The following is an 18,636-nucleotide window of genomic DNA, read 5'->3' as shown; positions in this document are numbered from 1 at the left end:
AACGTGAATGCGGCCTGATGCCCGGACCAGCGATAAGGCAGGAACGCGCGATGCGGTTCCTGTGAACGGCTCACGCCGATGACGTCGTTGCCATTGCGCAGCAAGTAATCCACGAAGCTGGCACCGGAAAACGAGTTGCTGCCGATGATGAGATATTTTGCCGACATGTTCATTCCACTGCGGGTTTGTTTTCGTACAGCCACTGCATGACCATATGCCCCACGATCACCTGCATGTCCTCGGCGATCTGCATGTCATCCACCGCAAAGTGGACCGGGATGTCGCACAGCTCCTTGGCCTTGCCGCCGCTGTAGCCGAGGATGGCGCAGGAAAGCACGTCCATCTTCCTGGCCTGTTCCAGCGCACGCAGGATGTTGCCCGAATTGCCGCTGCCCGACAGCACGATCAGCAGATCGCCCGGTTGCGCCTGCACGGCCAGCTGCTCGGAGTAGATGTGGTCGTAGCCGATGTCGTTGGCCAGGCAGGTCAGCACGGCGGCATTGGCCGACAGCGCCGAGACCCGCATGCCGCCGCCCGTGCGTTTGGCGATGCCGTACAGGAAATCATTGGCCAGGTGGATGGCATTGCCGGCGCTGCCGCCATTGCCGCACAGGAAGACCTGGCGGCCTTTGAGCCAGCACTCCTGCATGGCCTGCGCCAGGCGGCCCACGCCATTCCAGTCCGAACCTGCCAGTACCGCCTGCAGGCGGGTGGCGTAATCCTGGAACGCCGTCAGCGAAACCGGTGCCGGGCTCATGCCGCCTTGGGAGACAGTACGGTCTGCTCCATCCACTTCAGGTTGTAATAGCGGTCCTCATCCTTGAGCACGCCGCTGCGGTACTTCTCGATGATCTCGGTGATGGCGGTCTCGACCGACTTGGACGGCTTGAAACCGGTGGCCAGCAGCTTGTCCGAATTCACGCGGTAAGAGCGCGGATCGTTCGATTCGGTCACCACGATGTCCACCGGGATGTGCTTGGCCACCATGCGCGCGATGTCCAGGATGGAGATGTTCTCGAAGCCGGCGTTGTAGACGCCGGTGATTTCCGGATGATCGATCAGGTGCAGGTAGACATCGGTGATGTCATCGATATGGATGTTCGGACGCACCTGGGTGCCGCCGAACACGGTGATCTTGCCCTTGGCCAGCGCCTGCATGGTCAGCAGGTTCACCGACACGTCCAGGCGCATGCGCGGCGAGTAGCCGCACACGGTGGCCGGACGCACGATCTGGACGATCATGCGGTCCTTGTAGCTCAGCAGCACCGGCTCGGAGACCATCTTGGTCTTGTTGTATTCGGAGATCGGCTTCAGTTCCAGGTCTTCGGTGACCTGCAGCTCTTCCTTGACGCCGTAGACGCTGCCGGAAGAAGCGTAGATGAATTGTTTGACACCCTTGCGCACGGCCTTGTCGGCCAGCTGCATCGTGGCCAGTGCGCTGACTTCCCAGGTCAGCTTGGGATCGAGATCGCCGCAGGGATCGTTGGCGACCGACGACAGGTGAATGATCGTGTCCACACCGTCCAGATTGATCTGGTCGATGTTGCGCACGTCACCTTCGGTCACGGTCAGGTTGGGGTGGGGGGCCAGGTAATTGCCGAACCACATGATGTCCAGCACATGCACCTTGTAGCCGCGCGCCAGCAGTTTGGGGACGAGAACGCTGCCTTTGTAGCCGCAGCCGCCGGTGACCAGAATATTCATATCTACGCGTGATTCCCTAATGTAAAAACTGTCAGTGGTGATCGCGCCATGGCTGGCCAAAGCGGATCAGGCCGGCGGCTGCGGATACCTCGGCCGAGGCCGTACCGTGCGCTTGCAGTGCAGGAAATTTCCCTGGTGAAATATCACAGAGAGTCTTGCCCATGCTTGCATCTTGACAGCTTGGGCAGGCGGACGACGGCCACATAAGCGAGGAAACTTGCCCCCTATTTATCGCATGGACGTCATTGCAGGAACGCCCGCGCGCAGGTAGGCAAGCCCGCACCGATGCGTTCATCTACGGAAGGAAAGGGTAAAACTTGAATGGCCGGATGGCCGTAGAGGGACGCCGCGCCGGGGCGGCGTCCGGTGCCGGGTCAGAAGAAGCTGGCCGGGCGATCCTGCCGATACTCGGGATCGCAGCGCCGCAGCAGGTCATGGCGCAAGGTGTGGAAACGATCGAGGTAGGCCTGGTCGCCTGAGTGCAGGTAGGCAGTCTTGAGCGCGTCCAGCATCACCATCTCGTCGCGGCAGGGATAGAACAGCGGGTCACCGAAGCGCATGGCGGCAATGTTCAGATTCGTCACCTGCAGCTCGGGCATGAGCGCCATCACCAGCGAACCGATGCGCTCCATGATGAAAACCTTCATCTGCACCGTACTCTTGCCATAGTCGGTGACTTCGTTGAGCTTGCGCGCCAGTGGCGTGGCATTGGCCTCCGCCAGGGCGAACATGTGCTCGTTGATGGCGAACCACTTGTCCCAGAACACGGGCTTGGCAATGATGTAATTGCAGTACGCGGTGGAGCGGAAATTGTTGATCAGCGATTGCAGGTTCACGTCCAGCCCGATGTCGGCCATCAGCGCCTGCGCGACCGGAACGATGCCGGGATGGCGCCGCGCGCCCTGTTCGAAGACGCTCAGGTAGGCCGAGGCATCCGACATCGACGGCGAGAACGTGTACACATCCGCGCCAGGGCGGCTGTCCATGAAGGCATGCACCTGCTGCGCGTTCATGCGCGTCTTGTCGAAGAACAGCGGAGAGAGGAAACCGTAGTAATCGTCCTCATTGAGCGCCGTGTTCAGGAAATAATTGCGGATGCCCCAGTACTCGCGCCAGTCGGGCCGGGGATTGCCGACGATCTCAAGCGGCGTGAAGCCGGGATCCAGCATGCGGCGGCTGGCTTCGTCGTAGTGGATCTGCAGGATGTGCTTGTTCATGGTCATCAGGGGGCCAGGCAACGGCTGTAGACATCGTGATAGTGGGCGGCCTTGGCGGCCAGGTCGAAGCCTTCACGCACTTCCTTCTGCCCGGCTGCGGCCAGGGCGTGGCGCTTCCCGGGCGATTCGATCAGTTGCGTGATGGCGTCCAGCCATGCCTGGCTTGAATTGGGCATCAACAGGCCGGTGACCTCATGCGTGACGACCTGGCTGTACACCGAGACGTCGCTGAAGACGGAGGCGATACCGGCCGCCGAGTAATCGAGCCACTTGATGTAGCTCTTGCATTGATTGTATTCGTCGCTGGCCAGCGGGATCAGCGCGATATCCCAGTTCCACTGGCGCAATTGCGCCGCATAGTCCACGTACTGGTGCACGAAGGTATGGAAGGTCGTCAGCGGATGGCCGGCCCAGCCCTGCGGGCACTCCCAGCCGACGAAATCGATGTGCAGGCGCGTACCGTAGCGCTCCACCAGGGCGCGCAAGGCCTGGTCGACCAGCGCAAAATTGGAGGGCTGGATGGAGGAGCCCAGCAGCCCGATGTTGATGCGTCCGTCGGGGGCGGTGGACTGGGGAACCGGACGGTAGAACAGATCGAAATCGATGTAGTTGGGCAGGACGTGGACCGCCGCATTGAGCTCGCGGTACTTGGCGGCGAGGAATTCGGTGGAAACCACGACGGCCTTCGCATGCCGGACCGCGAACTCGATGCCGGTCTTCCAGGCCGCGCCTTGCTGGGCTTCAGGATGGTCGGCCGGAATCTCGTTGAGCAGGTCGTCGGACTCGTAGATGATGGGAACCTTGGAACTGAAGATGGTGCGCAGCACGTCCAGCGACATCAGGCCGGGGGTGTAGCGATGCAGCAGGATCAGGTCGGCATCGGCCAGGTAATTGCTCTGCAGCTGGCCATTCTGGATGCCCCAGACCAGTTCCCACTCGTCCTGCAGATGGGCGAAGGGACGGATCAGGCGGATCTGCGGGCAAGGGCTCCAGGTCGATTCCACCGAATACACCACCAGCCGTTTCTTGCGGCGCGTCGGGACCGGTGCGGGCGCAAAGGCCGGCGCAGCAGGAGGCGCGTTGAAGCGCCGCTGGCTGGCCAGGATGAAGTCGTCCAATTGCCCCGCCACCAGCTCGCGGCGGGCTGCCTGGTCTGCCGCTGGTAGCAGCGGCAATTCCAGCAGTTGCACGCCGCCACCGAGTCCGGGCTGCCAGGCCAACGGCAGTTCGCCGGCCAGCGCGGCCTGTCCAGGCTTGAGCAGGAAACGCACCACGTTCACTGCGGACAGGGGATTGCCGGCCACGCTGCCAGCGTAGATCACGATGGGATTGCGTCCGGCCGCCAGGTGGGCGTTGATCAGCTCCTGCGTCAGCCGCGGCGTGCGCAGGGAGGTACTGCCTTCTTCGGTGACATAGGCTTCTTCGCCCCACAGGTTCAGCGCGTGGCAGAGGCGATGCAGCAGCAGGGCTTCTTCCGATTGGGTGGCGAAGGCGGGCGCAAAGATGTAGTAGGGGGAGTGCAGCCGGGCGAACAAATCTGGTCTCATATGCTACTCGGTGGTCTGTCTCTGGGTGGCTCGATGATCTGCGCAACGGACAGCGCCCCGGCTTCCTGCCCCCGGCGGCGGCATCCAGGCGCTGCGCCCCCTGCAGGGCAGACCTCATGCAATCGGCGCAGTATAGCAGCGCACTTTTGCGGGGAATGGCCTGAATTGGCGGCAAAGAGGGCGACAAATCCTCGCATGGCCGGCTGCTGCGGCGGACTGCAAAAAGCCAAATTGGCCTCGATAAACCGCCCAGACCCACGGTTGTTCCCGCTGGCAAAGCCGGTAACATAGGCATCTTTGGTGAGAGTGTTGCTTTGGATGCAATACTTTCATGGCTGACGGATCATCACTCATCTAGGGGTACAAATTGAAAGTCGTCATTCTCGCCGGCGGCCTGGGTACGCGGCTTGGGGAAGAAACCGATGTGCGTCCGAAACCGATGGTGGAGATCGGTGGCAAGCCCATCCTGTGGCACATCATGAAGGGTTATTCGCAGCACGGCTTCAATGAGTTCGTGATCCTGCTGGGCTACAAGGGTTACCTGATCAAGGAATTCTTCGCCAACTACTTTCTGCATCAGGGCGATGTCACCATTGATCTGGCCGACAACCGGGTGGAAGTCCATCGCAACAAATCCGAGCCGTGGAAAGTGACGCTGGTCGAAACCGGCCTGTCGACCCAGACGGGCGGCCGTTTGCTGGCGGCCCGCGACTATCTCAAGGAGGGCGATTTCATGCTCACCTATGGCGATGGCGTTTCCGATGTCGACGTGAGTGCCCTGGTGGCGCATCACCAGGCCAATCCCCAGGCACTGGTGACCATGACCACGGTGCAGCCCGAGGCGCGTTTCGGCATGGTACAGACCGATGAGGCCGGCTTCATCCGCGATTTCCGCGAGAAGCCGCCGGGTGACCTGGGCTGGATCAACGGTGGCTTCATGGTATGTCGCCAGGGTGTGTTCGATTACCTCAAGGAAGGCGAGGGCACCATCTTCGAACGTGCCCCGCTGGAGCAGATCGCAGGCGATGGGCGCCTGTTGAACTGGCCGCATCACGGATTCTGGAAATGCATGGACACCCTGCGCGACAAGATCCAGCTCAACCAGATGTGGGACCAGGACCAGGCACGATGGAAGACCTGGAGCTGAGCCCGTCCTGCGGGCGCGGGGAGTGCGCATGAACCTGCAGATCACGCCCACCGGAATCGCGGGGGCGGTGGTGGTGTCCAGTGTGCGGCGCGGTGACGCGCGCGGCAGTTTCGCGCGCTGGTTCTGCGACGAGGAACTGGCACCGGTATTGCAGGGCAGCTGCATCGTGCAGGTCAACAATTCGTTCACGGCCGAGCCCGGCAGCGTGCGCGGCATGCACTTCCAGCATGCGCCCCACGCCGAAAAGAAACTGATTCGCTGCCTGGCAGGCCGCGTCTTCGATGTGGTGCTGGACCTGCGCAAGGGCTCACCCACCTTCCTGCAGTGGCGCGGCGTCGAGCTGGCCGCCGGCGACGATCGTGCGCTGCTGGTGCCGGAAGGCTGCGCGCACGGTTTCCAGGTCCTGGAAGCGGGCAGCTCGCTGCTCTACCTGCATACTGCTCCCTATGTCCCGCATGCCGAAGGTGGCGTGCGGCATGATGATCCACGCGTGGCCATTGCCTGGCCGCTGCCGCCGCAGAACCTGTCGCCGCGCGACCTCCAGCATCCGCTGCTGGCTCCCGATTTCGATGGAATACCGCTATGAAATGCCGCCACTGCCAGACCGAACTGCATGACACGTTCATCGACCTCGGTTTCTCACCGCCCTCCAACGCTTATCTGAGGGCCGAGGATCTGCGTCGTCCTGAAACCACCTATCCGCTCAAGGTGATGGTGTGCCGCCAGTGCTGGCTGGTCCAGACCGAGGATTACACGCACTACGACCAGCTCTTTGCCACCGATTACGCCTACTTCTCATCCACCTCGAGCACCTGGCTGGCACATGCCGCGCGCTATGTGGACATGATTGCGGCACGCCTGAAGCTGAACGCGCAATCCCTGGTGGTCGAGCTGGCCGCCAATGATGGGTATCTCCTGCAGTACGTGCAGCAGAAGGGCATCCCCTGCCTGGGCGTGGAGCCCACCACCAGCACGGCTGACGCCGCGCGTGCCAGGGGCATTGCGATCGTCGAGGAATTTTTCGGCGTGGCACTTGGCCAGCGGCTGCGCGAGAGCCATGGTGCTGCAGACCTGATCGCCGCCAACAACGTGCTGGCGCATGTCCCGGACATCAATGATTTCGTGGGCGGCATGCGCGCCCTGCTGGCGCCGCAAGGGACGGTGACGGTCGAGTGTCCGCACCTGTTGAACCTGATCACTCAGGCACAGTTCGATACCGTCTACCACGAGCATTTCTCCTATCTCTCGCTGGTGGCGGTACAGCGCGTGATGCAATCGCAGGGGCTGCGCGTCTACGACGTCGAGGAGCTGCCGACCCACGGTGGCAGCCTGCGCATCTATGCCTGCCATGCCGATGCCGCCATCGCCGCCACGCCGGCCGTGCAGGCCATGCTGGCACGTGAGCGGGAGGCCGGGCTGGAGCGCATCCAGGGTTATGCAGGGTTCCAGGCGCGTGCCGAAGAGATCAAGTTGCAGTTGCTGTCCTTCCTGCTGGAGCAGAAGCGCGCCGGCAAGAAAGTGCTGGCCTATGGCGCCGCTGCCAAAGGCAACACGCTGCTCAATTATTCCGGCGTGCATCCCGACCTGCTGGCCATGGTCGCCGATGCTGCACCTTCCAAGCAGGACAAGTACATGCCAGGCAGTCATATTCCCATCGTCTCCCCGCAGCGCCTGCTCGACGAAAAGCCGGACGTGGTGCTGATCCTGCCCTGGAACATCAAGGACGAGGTCGCGCAGCAGCTGGCCGAGATCCGTGCGTGGGGCGGCCGCTTCGCCATCGCGGTGCCGCAGCTTCAGGTGTGGTGAGGGAGGCCAACATGCATATTCATCTGTTGCAGCTCGCTCCGACGACCGTCCCGGTAGCGCCAGGCTTCCAGCACGTGCTCGCTCCTGCGCCTGACGCCTGGGGCGACCTGTTGGCCATGCGCCGTTTTTTTCATGAACAGGCTATCGATGGCGAGGCTTGCTATGCCTTCGTCACAACGGCATTTCTCGGCCAGACCGGTCTGGATGCGGCCGGCGTGCGCAGTCTGATCGAGGCGAATCCGCAAGCCGCCGCCTGGACCTTCATGCCGCATCCGCTGGAGGCCTGTGGCCAGCTCAACCTGCTGCTGCAGGCGGAGCAGCATCTGGAGGGTTTCGCCGCGCTGGCCAAGCGTTTCCTGCAGGCGCTGGGTTTGCAACTGGACCCGCTGCATTTCGTGCCGCAGTGGCAGAACAATGTGCCGCACGGTTTCATCGCGGCCAAGCCGGCGTTCTGGCAAACCTGGTTTGATCTGGCCGAGCGCCTGTTCCAGATGGCCGAGCAGGAGCCGGGTGAGTTGCGCGCAGCACTGCAGCGCCAGGCAGTATCCGGCGAGTCCGGACGGTCGCTGTTGGCGGCACGCCTGGGCTCCCTGGTGCTGGGACTGGACCAGCAACTGCGCGTATGGCATTGCCCGCCGGCGCTGATGCCGGCTGCCCTGCCCGTGGCAGCTGCCGACCTGGCGGAACTGGAAGCCTTGCGCAACGCCTATGCCGCCAGCGGTGACGCCGCTGATCTGCAGCGGTTCAGCTTGCGCAGCGGACAGTTGCGTGGCGCGCCGTCCCGGCCGCCTGCGCCGCTGGCGGCACCGCTCGCGCTGGCGCTGCCCGATAATGTGGCGGCCCAGGCCGCGCGTGGCGAGCTGGTGTTTGGCTGCATGACCCACGTGCCGTTGCCGGTGAAATTCCCCGATCATGTGCTGCCGATCTACCTCGGCGAGGCCCAGCATGAGGGCGCGCTCAACCTGCGCGACCTGGCACCCCAATGGGTCCCTTATCACCCCATCGTGGCCGGCATGCTCGGCAACTTTGCCTTGCGCAACCTGATCCTGCGCGACTACCCCCACGTCAAGCGCGTGGGCGTTTGCCTGTACCGCAAGTTCATTTCGCGCGAGCGCATCAGTGGCGTGCCTGCCGAAGACAACTGGATGATGGACGTGGTCTCCGACAAGGAATTCGCACGGCTGTCGCTGGAGCAGATGATGGAGCCGGGCGAGCAGGAATTCCTGGTCGGCAAGACCTGCGGGTTCAAGGTGAGCGGGCGGGATGCCGGCTATCTGTCGCATTACGCGGTCTCGCATCACGCCGAGGATCTGCTGCGCTACGCGGCGGCGGCGACCGAGCTGGGGGTCTTTGCGCGCAGCGAAGCCGAGCTGTTCTTCAACGAGAAGACCTTCTTCATGGGCGGCATCGAGATGGGCGTGTTTCCTGCCGATTTCTGGCTGCGCACCGTGGAGCAGATCGAAGCCTTGACCTGGTATTGCGTCCAGCACTACGACACCCGCCGCGAAGGCTATCAATCCCGCGCGTGGGCCTTCTGCGCTGAACGCCTGGGCAGCTACCTGCTCCTGCGCGAACTGCGCGCACGCTACGGTGATCCGGGCTACATGCGTTTCTTTGGACAGCTCAATCTCATCACCCGTGGTGACCAGACCAAATACGTCCCCAGCCACTGACGAGGTTCATCACTGCCCGGCCGCCGATACCGCCTGCGTCTTCAGTCAGGGAGCAGCTTGCCCTGATCGAGCTGGTAGTGGTCGATGATCTGCTGCAGGCAGGCCGTGGCGTCCTCATCCCATGCAGGCAGGGTGATGCCGAAGCGCTGTTCCAGCTTGCTGCAATCCAGCCGTGAATTGAGCGGACGCTCGGGCGGCGTGGGGTAGGAAGAGGTCGGTACCGGGGTGATCTGGTCCAGTCCCTTGAGCCTGACCGGGACGCCACGCGCCATCAGCTCGCGCGCCACCAGTTGCGCATAGCCATGCCACGACGTGGCACCCTGCGCGGTGAGGTGATAGATGCCGCTGGTGGCCGCAACTTTCTCGCGCCCGCCTTCGGCCCCGGCCAGCATGCGGCAGCAGACCGCCGCAATGGTGGAGGCCCAGGTCGGTGCCCCGAACTGGTCGCCGACGATCGTATAGCTTTCCTTCTGCTGGGCCAGGCGAATGGCCGTCTTCATGAAATTGTTGCCCGTACGGTTGTAGACCCAGCTGGTCCGCAAGATCCAGTGGGCTGCGCCGCTGGCGGCGATGGCCAGTTCGCCGTCACGCTTGCTGGCACCGTAGACATTCAGCGGATGGGTCGGCATGTCTTCCGTATAGGCACCGGGGTGCTGTCCGTCGAACACGTAATCGGTGGAGAAGTGGATCAGGGCAGCCCCCAGCCGCGCGGCCTCCTGCGCCAGGAGGGCGGGCGCGTCGGTGTTGATGCGACGCGCCAGCTCCGGTTCGGACTCGGCCTTGACCACCGCCGTATAGGCGGCCGGGTTGATGATCAGATCGGGCCGGGCTTCGCGTACCGCCGTGCGCAGCGCATCCGCATCGGTGAGGTCGAGTTGCCCGCGCACGGGCGCGATGACGTCGAGGCCGGCCGGCATGGCACGCAGGCGGCGCAGGAATTCACTGCCGACCTGGCCGCTGCTGCCGGTAAGCAGGATGCGCATGGATTTCATGGCTCAGGGCTTGAAGCCGTTCGGATTGTTCTGCTGCCAGCGCCACGAGTCGGCGCACATGGCGTCCAGTCCCAGCTTGGCTTCCCAGCCCAGCTTGCGGCGCGCTTCCGCCGGATCGGCATAGCAGGAGGCGATATCGCCCGGACGCCGTGCGGCGATGGTGTAGGGAATGGGTTTGCCGGCGGCCTTTTCATAGGCCTTGACCACATCCAGCACGCTGTAGCCATTGCCGGTGCCGAGATTGACCGCGAAGCATTGTGGTTCGGTCAGTGCCTGCAGGGCGGCCAGGTGGCCGGTCGCCAGGTCCACCACGTGAATGAAGTCGCGCACGCCGGTGCCATCCGGGGTCGGATAATCGCCGCCCCAGATGCTCAGTTTTTCACGGCGGCCCACGGCGACTTGGGCGACATAGGGCATCAGGTTGTTGGGGATGCCACCCGGATCTTCGCCGATCATGCCGCTCTCGTGCGCGCCGACCGGGTTGAAGTAGCGCAGCAGGGCGATCTTCCAGTCCGGATGGGCGCGATGGTAATCGCGCAGCATGTCTTCGATGACGATCTTGCTGCGGCCATACGGATTGCTGGCCGACAGCGGATGGGATTCCGTCAGCGGCAGGTATTGCGGGTCGCCGTAGACCGTCGCCGAGGAGGAGAAGACGATGGTCTTCACGCCCGTGGCTTCCATGGCCTCCAGCAGGCGCACGGTGCCGACCACGTTGTTGTCGTAGTACATGAGCGGCTTTTCCACCGACTCGCCCACGGCTTTCAGGCCGGCGAAATGGATGACCGCGTCGCATTTGAACTCGCGCAGCACGCTTTCCAGCTGATCGCGGTTGCGAATGTCCCCCTTGACCAGCGCCAGTGAACGGCCGGTGATCTGCTGCACTCTCGCCACCGACTCCGGGCTGCTGTTGCAGAAATTGTCGAAGACGATCACTTCGTGGCCTGCCTTGAGCAATTCCACGCAGGTATGGGAACCAATGTAGCCGGCACCGCCGGTGACGAGGATGTTCATGTGAGCTTCTCTTGGTAAGTTGGCAACAGCGTGATTATGTCAGAGTCTGGTAAAACCCAATCTGTTCTTCGGTCAGGGTGCGCAGGTCATCGTTGTTCAGGTAGGCGGCGTACCAGCGCGCGGTCATCTGCAGCGCGACGGTCAATTCCAGTTTGGGCGTCCAGTTCAGGCGCTGGCGCGCCTTGGAGATATCCAGCCGCAGCAGATGGGCTTCATGCGGGGCATGGGCTTGGGATTCAACACGGATGTCCAGCGGAGCGATGTCGTGTTGCCGAAGCGCCTGGTTGAAGCTCTCGCAGAGCTGGCCGACGTTGCGGGGATCGGCATCGGCCGGGCCGAAATTCCAGGCTTCCGCATGGCGCGGGCCTTCTTCGTAAAGAAGCCTGGCAATCTGCAGATAGCCTGACAGCGGTTCCAGCACGAATTGCCAGGGACGGATTGCGCCAGGGTGGCGAATGTTCAGCGGCGTTTGCGCTTGCAGGGCGCGGATGACATCGGGGATCAGGCGATCTGCGGCGAAGTCGCCGCCGCCGATTACATTGCCGGCCCGCACGCTGGCGAGTGCGGCGCGGCCCGCATCGCGCTCGCCAAAGAAGGAGCGGCGATAGGCCGAGGTCACCAGTTCGGCGATGCCCTTGCTGCTGCTGTAGGGATCATGGCCGCCCATGGGATCGTCTTCGCGGTAGCCCCACAGCCATTCACGGTTCTCATAGCATTTGTCGCTGGTGACCACCACCACGGATCGCACGCTGGGGGTGTGCCGTACGGCTTCCAGTACGTGCACGGTGCCCATGACATTGGTCGCGTAGTTGTCCACAGGGTTGGCATAGGAGTCCCGCACCAGCGCCTGGGCCGCAAGATGAAACACCACGTCAGGCTGCACGGCTGCCATGGTCTGCGACAGATGCACCGGGTCGCGCACATCGCCGGTGGTGGTCTGCACGCAGTCGTGCAGCCGGGCCAGTTCAAACAGGCTGGGATGGGTCGGTGCAGGCAACGAATAGCCGCTGACCTTCGCGCCCATCATGTGCAGCCACAGGCTCAGCCAGCCGCCCTTGAATCCGGTGTGCCCGGTAATGAAAACACGTTTGTCACGCCAGAAGTTCGACATCATGCAGCCTCGAATGCGGGAGAGGAATATCGCCGAGATCACCCGGACAAATGCATGTGCGCAGCAGCGTTGGTGTCGACGAGGCCCCTATTAGACCATGGCGTGGCGGCCGGGCAAGAGTGAAGCAGGCAGGCTTTCTTCTTTCATTCCCGCCGTTGCGCAGCGGCGGAAGAGGAGGAGGCGGAATGAGAGATGCGCCGCCGGCGCGGGCCGGCGGCGAACTTTGCTGAGGAGGGAGGCTTACCGGGTCGCGGCCACGGCCTCCAGAATCACCTTGGCCACCTCGGCCGGACGCGATTGCTGCGGCACGTGGCTGGCGGCCAGCTCGGTCGTCTTTGCGTTGATCTGCTTGGCAAAGCTGCGCTCCAGTGCGGGCTGGATCATGCGGTCCTTGGTGCTGACGATGTACCAGCTGGGACGAGTCTTCCAGGCGGCGGTCTCGACCTTGTCGCCGAAGGCCTTCATGGCGATCGGACCTTGGGTTGCGGCCATCACGGCGGCCTGCCTGGCCGGCACGTCCTGGGCGAAATCAGCGGCCAGCGCGGCCGGCGGCAGGCTGGCGAAACCGGCCTTGTCCACCGACAGCTTGGCGATGCCCGGCGGTACCGGCAGGTCCTTGCCGAGGTCGCCCGTGGCCTGGCCGGCGTCCGGTGCGAAGGCCGCGACATAGACCAGGCTGGCGACCTTCTCATGATTGCCGGCCTCGGTGATCACGGTGCCACCCCAGGAGTGGCCGACCAGCACCACCTTGCCCGGCTGGTTGTCGATGGCGCGCTTGGCGGCGGCGACGTCGTCGGCCAGCGAGGTCAGCGGATTCTGCACGGCGGTGACCTTGATGCCCTTGGCTTGCAGCAGCGGGATGACCTTGGCCCAGTCGGAGCCATCGGCAAAGGCACCGTCGACGATCACGACCGACGGCTTGTCCGAGGCATCGGCGGCGATGGCGCTGCTGCCGGTGAAGGCGGCGGCGAGGGCCAGCATGCCGAGAGTGGTCTTGAAGCTGAAGCGGGGGAAAGCGGATTTCATGGTGTTCTCCTGTTCAAAGAGTGCGTGGGCTAGGGGTGTGTTGCAGTGAGGCCAGTATAGAAATGACGCTGCGCTGCCGGTATCGGTCAATTGACCGACCCCGGCCAGCGTGCGGCAAGGCGCTGCGATTGTGGCCGGTTGCCACCGGCCTGCCCATTAACCGAAGAGTTGATTGCGGCCGGTGGATGCTTGCCGCTACAGTGTCGGGATGCTTCCCGACGCTTCCCCCCTTCCCGACGCCGGCACGTCCGCGCTGCCCGCCGCCCACCTGGTCGCCGCCGGCACTGCCGTGCAGGTTCTGGCACTGGTCGGCGACCTCAGCATGGGCCAGCCGCCGCACCAGTCCCGCCGGTCCGCGGTCCTGGCCGCCCGCATTGCCACGCTGGACGGTGCCACGGCCGACCTGATCCAGCAGGCGCAACTGGTGGCCTGGCTGCGCTGGTCCGGCTGTACTGCCAATGCGGCGGGCTTTGCCAGCCTGCTGGGTGACGATGTGGGCGGACGCGAGGCCATGCTGCGGCAAGCCTTGCCCGAGGGTCATCCCTTGAACTTTGCGACGGTCGAGCCGCTGGCCCGCATCCACTGTGAGGTGGCAGGCGACGTGGCCGGCATGCTGGGTTTGTCGGGCGGGGTCGAGACCGGACTGCGCCATGTCTGGGAACACTACGATGGCAGCGGCGTGCCGCAGCGGCTGCAGGGCGCGGCCGTGCCCGCCGTGGTCTATTACACCAGCCTGGCGGGGGATCTGGAGATTCATGCACGGTCGCACGATATCCCGTTCGCCCTGGAGGCGGTGCAGCGCAACGGCGGCATCAAGTATCCGGCCGAGCTGGTCAGCCGCGTCCTGCCGCAGGCGGCAGATTGGCTGGCGGCGCTGGACGAGGAGGCCGATGGGGCAGCGATACCGGTGGACCTGCCCATGCACGCCGTTCCCCTGAGCATCGTGGCCGACCTGATCGAACTGAAGCTGCCGTGGTTGACCGGCTACTCCAGGCGCGTCAGCGAGCTGGTCCAGCGGGCGGCGGTGCTGGCAGGCCTGCCTGTGGAGCAACAGGAACGGCTGGCACGGGCCGCCTTGATCCATGGCATCGGGCGCGCTTCGGTTTCCAATACGATCTGGGAGCGCGAGGGCCGTCCGGGTCAGGCTGACTGGGAGCGCATTCGCCTCGCACCCTACTGGACCGCCCGTGCCGGCGCGCTCATTCCCGGCCTGCATCATGAGGCCGCGCTGGCCTCGCAACTATATGAACGTCTGGATGGCAGCGGTTATTTCCGGGGGCTGGACGCCGACATGCTGGGATTGCCAGCCCGACTCCTGGCGGCCGCGTCGGTCCAGGCCGCGCTGTGCGCCCGCCGTCCCTGGCGCGAGGCGTATGCGCCGCAGGCCGCCGGGGAGGTGCTGCAGGAGCAGGCCCGCCTTGGCCGCGTTGATCCGGAGGCGGTGCGCTGGGTGCTGGCCGCAGCGGCAGGAGAGGGTGTTCCGCTCCCGGTCCGCAAGGGCTTGCTTTCCGAGCGCGAGGTCGAGGTGCTGCGCCGCATCAGCCTGGGCGAGAGCAACAAGGAAGCCGCCCGTACCATGCAGATCAGTCCCTCCACCGTGCGCACCCACGTCGAGAGCATCTTCCGCAAACTGCAGTGCTCCACCCGGGCGGCCGCCACCCTCAAGGGCTTGCACCTGGGTTTGATCTGATCTTCATCCAATGCCGTATTTCTACGGCATCAACGGTCCGACCACTGCACCGGTCTGGTGAGCGGGCTCACTTTTTTTCCCGGCTCACGCTGTGCTGCAACATGCCACCCTGAAAGCGAGCCCGGTCGTCCGACCTCTTCCAATTTCCTGACAAAATGTCAGCGCCTTGCGTAAACGTTTGCGAGCGCCCGCAAAATTTCCGTAAATCATTGAATTTGCGGGATATTTCTCTGGCGTCGACGGGCTTTTTTGATTAAATTGAGCGCTGTTTCAAAAACCGGCGCGTTTTTCCGGCTTTTGTGCGTGCATTTCCGCAAATTCACTGCGAGATGCACAAATCTGAACAAAGGGACAAGAAGGGGAGATCCCTCGGGAGCAAATAGCGGGCAGTGGACAAAATACGCGCAATGGCGTTTTTGTGTTGCACTGCAAAAAATCGAAGTGGCTGCCTATTTGCCACAACTCGCTGCGAAGTGCCCCAGATAAGCCCTTGATCTGGCTGCAAAAGGTTTGACTTACCGGAAAACGAACCTTTATAATCGCCGGGCTTTTAAGCTGCCGTCTGCTCGTAAAGGGTGCGGCGCATGCACGATATTGGATACATATGCTGCGCATCATTCTCTTGCAGCTCCTCACCACGGTCATCGCTGCCCTGGTGGCGGGGATGCTGGGCGGACTTCCGGCGCTTTGGTCCGCATTGTTGGGAGGCGTCTGCTGTGTCGTTCCCAATGCCCTGTTTGCACTGCGACTTCATGTCAGTGCGCAGAAACCCGGTGGTACCAACCCGATGACGTTTTTCTTCGGGGAATTTATCAAGATTGCTACGACTTTTGCGCTCATGGGCGCGATCGTTTGGTTGTACCACGGTGTTCACTGGCTCGCATTTTTGCTGAGCTTCATCGTGGTGCTTAAGAGTTATTTCATTTTACTGTTTAGACACCGACCATGACCGTAGAAGCCGCAGAGCACGCGCCGACAGCCTCTGAATATATCGTCCACCACCTCGGACACCTCTCCACGCATCACCAGACCAAGATCGTCGATTTCTCCGTCCTGAACGTGGATACCATCTTCTGGTCCGTGTTCTGCGGCGTGATCGCCTGCTTCTTCATGTTCCTGGCTGCCCGCAAGGCAACCTCGGGCGTGCCGGGCCGCTTCCAGGCTTTCGTCGAGATGGTCGTCGAAATGGTGGAAGACCAGTCCAAGGCCATCGTCCACGGCGACCGCACCTTCATCGCCCCGGTGGCGCTGACCGTGTTCGTCTGGGTGGCCCTGATGAACTCGCTGGACTTCCTGCCGGTGGATCTGGCTTCCGGCATCCTGGGTCTGTTCGGCCTGGGTGAAATGCATCACCGCATCGTTCCGACCGCCGACCTCAACGGTACCCTGGGCATCGCCCTGGGCGTGCTGGCGCTGATGCTGTATTACAGCGTCAAGATCAAGGGCGCAGGCGGCTTCATCCACGAACTGTTTGCAGCACCCTTCGGCATCTGGCTGGCTCCGTTCAACCTGCTGCTGAACATCATCGAATTCGCCGCCAAGACCGTGTCCCTGGGCATGCGACTGTTCGGCAACATGTATGCAGGCGAACTGTTGTTCCTGCTGATCGCATTGCTGGGATCGACCGCGACCGCATTCGGCTTCATCGGCCATGTGATCGCCGGTTCTATCTGGGCAATTTTCCACATCCTGATCGTGTTGCTCCAAGCATTCATCTTCATGATGTTGACACTGGTTTACCTGGGCCAGGCGCACGAAGCGCACTAACACAAGGCTTGCAGTACCTGTTTTTCAGTTTGTTTTTTGGTTTTGTATTTAATTTAACTTTTCTTAAGGAATTGTCATGACTGATGTCTCTTTCGTTGCTCTGGCTTGCGGTTTGATCATTGGCCTGGGTGCTATCGGCGCTTGTATCGGTATCGCGATCATGGGCGGTAAGTACCTCGAAGCATCCGCACGTCAGCCTGAACTGATGAACACCCTGCAAACCAAGATGTTCCTGCTGGCTGGCCTGATCGACGCGGCCTTCCTGATCGGCGTTGGTATCGCCATGCTGTTCGCATTCGCAAATCCGTTCATCGCCAAGTAATTCGCGCTTCATAGCCGATTCTCATCTGCCGGACGATTGGTTCCGGCACTCGTTATTCTGAGAAGGAAATTACCGTGAACTTAAATGCAACATTGATTGCACAGTTCGTGGTCTTCTTCATCCTCGCCGGCTTCACGATGAAATTCGTGTGGCCGCCGTTGATTAAGGCGCTCGATGAACGCGCCAAGAAGATTGCGGACGGGCTGGCAGCCGCTGACCGCGGTAAGGCCGATCTGGCCGCCGCCGAAAAGCGTATCCAGGGCGAACTGGCATCGGCACGTGATGAAGGCCAGAAGCGCATCGGCGAAGCCGAAAAGCGCGCTCAGCTGATCATTGAAGAAGCCAAGAAGACGGCCGCTGAAGAAGCTGCCCGCATCATCGCCGCTGCCCGTGCCGACGCTCAACAGCAAGTGAACCAGGCACGTGAAGAACTGCGCGGCCAGGTCGCAACGCTCGCCGTCAAGGGCGCGGAACAGATCCTCAAGCGCGAAGTGAATGCGGCTGCTCACGCCGACTTGCTGAATCAACTGAAGACAGAGCTGTAATATGGCCGAACTCGCAACGATCGCTCGTCCTTACGCCGAAGCCTTGTTCCGTGTGGCCAAGGCAGGCAGCCTGGCAGCCTGGTCCGATCTCGTCGACGAGATGGCCCAGGTGGCGGCGCATCCCGAGGTGCAGGCCCTGGCGCAGAACCCTTCCGTATCGCATGACAAGCTGGCAGAAGTGTTTGCCGCTGCCCTGAAGACCCCGCTGTCCGTCGAGGCGCAGAATTTCGTCAAGACGCTGGTCGACAACGGCCGCCTGGTCCTGCTGCCGCAGATCGCCGAACAATTCCACGTGCTCAAGAACACGGCGGAAGGTTCGGCCGATGCCAACATCGTGAGCGCCTTTGAGCTCAGCGATGCCCAGGTCAAGGATGTGGTCTCGGCACTGGAGAAGAAGTTCGGCCGCAAGCTGAACCCCTCCGTGACGGTCGACAGCAGCCTGATTGGCGGTGTGCGCGTCGTGGTCGGCGACGAAGTGTTCGATACCTCCGTGCGCGCGAAGCTGCAGCAGCTGCAAGCTGCTCTGGCCGCGTAAGTGCCTCTGGCTGGCTAAGCGAAAGAACAATTTTTAGGAGTTAGTATGCAACTCAACGCATCTGAAATCAGCGAGCTGATCAAGAGCCGGATCCAAGGCCTTGGCGATACCGCTGAGATTCGCAATCAGGGCACGGTCATTTCCGTGTCCGACGGTATCTGCCGTATCCATGGTCTGTCCGACGTGATGCAAGGTGAGATGCTGGAATTCCCGGGCAACACCTTCGGCCTGGCGCTGAACCTGGAGCGTGACTCGGTGGGCGCCGTTATCCTGGGCGAATACGAACACATCTCCGAAGGCGACCTGGTCAAGTGCACCGGCCGCATCCTGGAAGTGCCGATCGGTCCTGAACTGAAGGGCCGTGTGGTCAACGCACTGGGCCAGCCGATCGACGGCAAGGGTCCGATCAACGCCAAGCTGACCGCCCCGATCGAAAAGATCGCCCCGGGCGTGATCGCGCGTCAGTCCGTGTCGCAACCGATGCAGACCGGCCTGAAGTCGATCGACTCCATGGTGCCCGTCGGCCGTGGCCAGCGCGAG

Annotated in this window: 19 protein-coding genes and 1 pseudogene; 11 read left to right on the top strand and 9 right to left on the bottom strand. The window is 62.6% G+C overall.

Annotated features, from left to right (window positions below; all coding sequences use genetic code 11):
• Positions 1–169: 169 nt before the first annotated feature.
• The 5 genes from B3873_RS22115 to B3873_RS22095 all read right to left on the bottom strand — a co-directional run bounded on the left by B3873_RS22115 (position 170) and on the right by B3873_RS22095 (position 4,468).
• Entirely contained in the window at positions 170–757 is a 588-nt protein-coding gene (locus tag B3873_RS22115) for an SIS domain-containing protein (RefSeq protein WP_276842093.1), read from the bottom strand.
• Positions 754–1,704 (bottom strand): NAD-dependent epimerase/dehydratase family protein, encoded by a 951-nt coding sequence (locus B3873_RS22110; protein ID WP_034331005.1) that lies wholly within the window; start codon positions 1,702–1,704, stop codon positions 754–756. Before B3873_RS22110 ends, B3873_RS22115 begins: the two co-directional genes overlap by 4 nt.
• Before the next feature lie 31 nt (positions 1,705–1,735).
• Positions 1,736–1,867, bottom strand: coding sequence for a hypothetical protein (locus B3873_RS22105; RefSeq protein WP_276842091.1), 132 nt, complete (start codon positions 1,865–1,867; stop codon positions 1,736–1,738).
• Positions 1,868–2,078: 211 nt separating this feature from the next.
• Entirely contained in the window at positions 2,079–2,921 is an 843-nt protein-coding gene (locus B3873_RS22100; RefSeq protein ID WP_286869099.1) for a hypothetical protein, read from the bottom strand.
• Positions 2,922–2,926: 5 nt separating this feature from the next.
• The gene (locus B3873_RS22095; RefSeq protein WP_240733793.1) at positions 2,927–4,468 is read right to left on the bottom strand and encodes a glycosyltransferase family 4 protein; all 1,542 of its coding nucleotides are present in this window, start codon (positions 4,466–4,468) and stop codon (positions 2,927–2,929) included.
• 367 nt (positions 4,469–4,835) lie between these two features.
• On the opposite strand from B3873_RS22095, the gene rfbF reads away from it, so the two are divergent.
• Genes rfbF through B3873_RS22075 form a run of 4 tightly spaced genes read left to right on the top strand, consistent with a single transcriptional unit; the run spans position 4,836 to position 9,094 of the window.
• The gene (rfbF, locus tag B3873_RS22090; RefSeq protein WP_034331002.1) at positions 4,836–5,615 is read left to right on the top strand and encodes a glucose-1-phosphate cytidylyltransferase; all 780 of its coding nucleotides are present in this window, start codon (positions 4,836–4,838) and stop codon (positions 5,613–5,615) included.
• Positions 5,616–5,643: 28 nt separating this feature from the next.
• Positions 5,644–6,201, top strand: coding sequence for a dTDP-4-dehydrorhamnose 3,5-epimerase family protein (locus B3873_RS22085; RefSeq protein WP_209533853.1), 558 nt, complete (start codon positions 5,644–5,646; stop codon positions 6,199–6,201).
• Positions 6,198–7,421, top strand: coding sequence for a class I SAM-dependent methyltransferase (locus B3873_RS22080; protein WP_286869098.1), 1,224 nt, complete (start codon positions 6,198–6,200; stop codon positions 7,419–7,421). The genes B3873_RS22085 and B3873_RS22080 overlap by 4 nt, the downstream gene beginning before the upstream one ends.
• 11 nt (positions 7,422–7,432) lie before the next feature.
• Positions 7,433–9,094, top strand: coding sequence for a hypothetical protein (locus tag B3873_RS22075; protein WP_286869097.1), 1,662 nt, complete (start codon positions 7,433–7,435; stop codon positions 9,092–9,094).
• 41 nt (positions 9,095–9,135) lie between these two features.
• Here the strand turns inward: B3873_RS22075 and rfbD are convergent, their stop codons facing one another.
• The 4 genes from rfbD to B3873_RS22055 all read right to left on the bottom strand — a co-directional run bounded on the left by rfbD (position 9,136) and on the right by B3873_RS22055 (position 13,237).
• Entirely contained in the window at positions 9,136–10,086 is a 951-nt protein-coding gene (gene rfbD, locus B3873_RS22070) for a dTDP-4-dehydrorhamnose reductase (RefSeq protein ID WP_286869096.1), read from the bottom strand.
• Positions 10,087–10,089: 3 nt separating this feature from the next.
• Complete coding sequence (gene galE, locus B3873_RS22065; RefSeq protein WP_134223625.1) at positions 10,090–11,100, bottom strand: UDP-glucose 4-epimerase GalE; 1,011 nt, start codon at positions 11,098–11,100, stop codon at positions 10,090–10,092.
• Between the two features lie 34 nt (positions 11,101–11,134).
• Complete coding sequence (gene rfbG / locus B3873_RS22060; protein WP_286869100.1) at positions 11,135–12,211, bottom strand: CDP-glucose 4,6-dehydratase; 1,077 nt, start codon at positions 12,209–12,211, stop codon at positions 11,135–11,137.
• Positions 12,212–12,451: 240 nt separating this feature from the next.
• Positions 12,452–13,237 carry an alpha/beta fold hydrolase gene (locus B3873_RS22055; protein ID WP_286869095.1) on the bottom strand — a complete coding sequence of 262 codons (786 nt, stop codon included), beginning with the start codon at positions 13,235–13,237 and terminating at the stop codon, positions 12,452–12,454.
• A gap of 208 nt (positions 13,238–13,445) precedes the next feature.
• On the opposite strand from B3873_RS22055, the gene B3873_RS22050 reads away from it, so the two are divergent.
• The 7 genes and pseudogenes from B3873_RS22050 to B3873_RS22020 all read left to right on the top strand — a co-directional run.
• Positions 13,446–14,927, top strand: coding sequence for an HD domain-containing phosphohydrolase (locus B3873_RS22050; RefSeq protein WP_286869094.1), 1,482 nt, complete (start codon positions 13,446–13,448; stop codon positions 14,925–14,927).
• 604 nt (positions 14,928–15,531) lie between these two features.
• Complete coding sequence (locus tag B3873_RS22045) at positions 15,532–15,876, top strand: ATP synthase subunit I (protein ID WP_039783514.1); 345 nt, start codon at positions 15,532–15,534, stop codon at positions 15,874–15,876.
• Entirely contained in the window at positions 15,873–16,694 is an 822-nt protein-coding gene (gene atpB / locus B3873_RS22040) for a F0F1 ATP synthase subunit A (protein ID WP_134223622.1), read from the top strand. The genes B3873_RS22045 and atpB overlap by 4 nt, the downstream gene beginning before the upstream one ends.
• Positions 16,695–16,770: 76 nt before the next feature.
• On the top strand, positions 16,771–17,016 hold the full coding sequence (gene atpE / locus B3873_RS22035; RefSeq protein WP_006461334.1) for a F0F1 ATP synthase subunit C: 246 nt from the start codon (positions 16,771–16,773) through the stop codon (positions 17,014–17,016).
• A gap of 74 nt (positions 17,017–17,090) precedes the next feature.
• The gene (locus B3873_RS22030; protein WP_034330984.1) at positions 17,091–17,561 is read left to right on the top strand and encodes a F0F1 ATP synthase subunit B; all 471 of its coding nucleotides are present in this window, start codon (positions 17,091–17,093) and stop codon (positions 17,559–17,561) included.
• 1 nt (position 17,562) lies between these two features.
• Complete coding sequence (locus B3873_RS22025; protein ID WP_034330982.1) at positions 17,563–18,096, top strand: F0F1 ATP synthase subunit delta; 534 nt, start codon at positions 17,563–17,565, stop codon at positions 18,094–18,096.
• Positions 18,097–18,141: 45 nt separating this feature from the next.
• A pseudogene (locus B3873_RS22020) lies at positions 18,142–18,636 on the top strand (F0F1 ATP synthase subunit alpha); the annotation flags it as partial.

Origin of the sequence: Herbaspirillum sp. UBA812 (assembly GCF_002296545.1) — a bacterium.
Classification (GTDB): domain Bacteria; phylum Pseudomonadota; class Gammaproteobacteria; order Burkholderiales; family Burkholderiaceae_D; genus Herbaspirillum; species Herbaspirillum huttiense.
This window is presented reverse-complemented; position numbering and strand designations above follow the sequence as displayed.

Excerpts from the sequence above, each read along its gene's own strand:
- B3873_RS22115 (WP_276842093.1), bottom strand. The coding sequence starts at position 757 with ATGAGCCCGGCACCGGTTTCGCTGACGGCGTTCCAGGATTACGCCACC.
- B3873_RS22110 (WP_034331005.1), bottom strand. The coding sequence starts at position 1,704 with ATGAATATTCTGGTCACCGGCGGCTGCGGCTACAAAGGCAGCGTTCTC.
- B3873_RS22105 (WP_276842091.1), bottom strand. The coding sequence starts at position 1,867 with ATGGGCAAGACTCTCTGTGATATTTCACCAGGGAAATTTCCTGCACTG.
- B3873_RS22100 (WP_286869099.1), bottom strand. The coding sequence starts at position 2,921 with ATGAACAAGCACATCCTGCAGATCCACTACGACGAAGCCAGCCGCCGC.
- B3873_RS22095 (WP_240733793.1), bottom strand. The coding sequence starts at position 4,468 with ATGAGACCAGATTTGTTCGCCCGGCTGCACTCCCCCTACTACATCTTT.
- B3873_RS22085 (WP_209533853.1), top strand. The coding sequence starts at position 5,644 with ATGAACCTGCAGATCACGCCCACCGGAATCGCGGGGGCGGTGGTGGTG.
- B3873_RS22080 (WP_286869098.1), top strand. The coding sequence starts at position 6,198 with ATGAAATGCCGCCACTGCCAGACCGAACTGCATGACACGTTCATCGAC.
- B3873_RS22075 (WP_286869097.1), top strand. The coding sequence starts at position 7,433 with ATGCATATTCATCTGTTGCAGCTCGCTCCGACGACCGTCCCGGTAGCG.
- rfbD (WP_286869096.1), bottom strand. The coding sequence starts at position 10,086 with ATGAAATCCATGCGCATCCTGCTTACCGGCAGCAGCGGCCAGGTCGGC.
- galE (WP_134223625.1), bottom strand. The coding sequence starts at position 11,100 with ATGAACATCCTCGTCACCGGCGGTGCCGGCTACATTGGTTCCCATACC.
- rfbG (WP_286869100.1), bottom strand. The coding sequence starts at position 12,211 with ATGTCGAACTTCTGGCGTGACAAACGTGTTTTCATTACCGGGCACACC.
- B3873_RS22055 (WP_286869095.1), bottom strand. The coding sequence starts at position 13,237 with ATGAAATCCGCTTTCCCCCGCTTCAGCTTCAAGACCACTCTCGGCATG.
- B3873_RS22050 (WP_286869094.1), top strand. The coding sequence starts at position 13,446 with ATGCTTCCCGACGCTTCCCCCCTTCCCGACGCCGGCACGTCCGCGCTG.
- B3873_RS22045 (WP_039783514.1), top strand. The coding sequence starts at position 15,532 with ATGCTGCGCATCATTCTCTTGCAGCTCCTCACCACGGTCATCGCTGCC.
- atpB (WP_134223622.1), top strand. The coding sequence starts at position 15,873 with ATGACCGTAGAAGCCGCAGAGCACGCGCCGACAGCCTCTGAATATATC.
- atpE (WP_006461334.1), top strand. The coding sequence starts at position 16,771 with ATGACTGATGTCTCTTTCGTTGCTCTGGCTTGCGGTTTGATCATTGGC.
- B3873_RS22025 (WP_034330982.1), top strand. The coding sequence starts at position 17,563 with ATGGCCGAACTCGCAACGATCGCTCGTCCTTACGCCGAAGCCTTGTTC.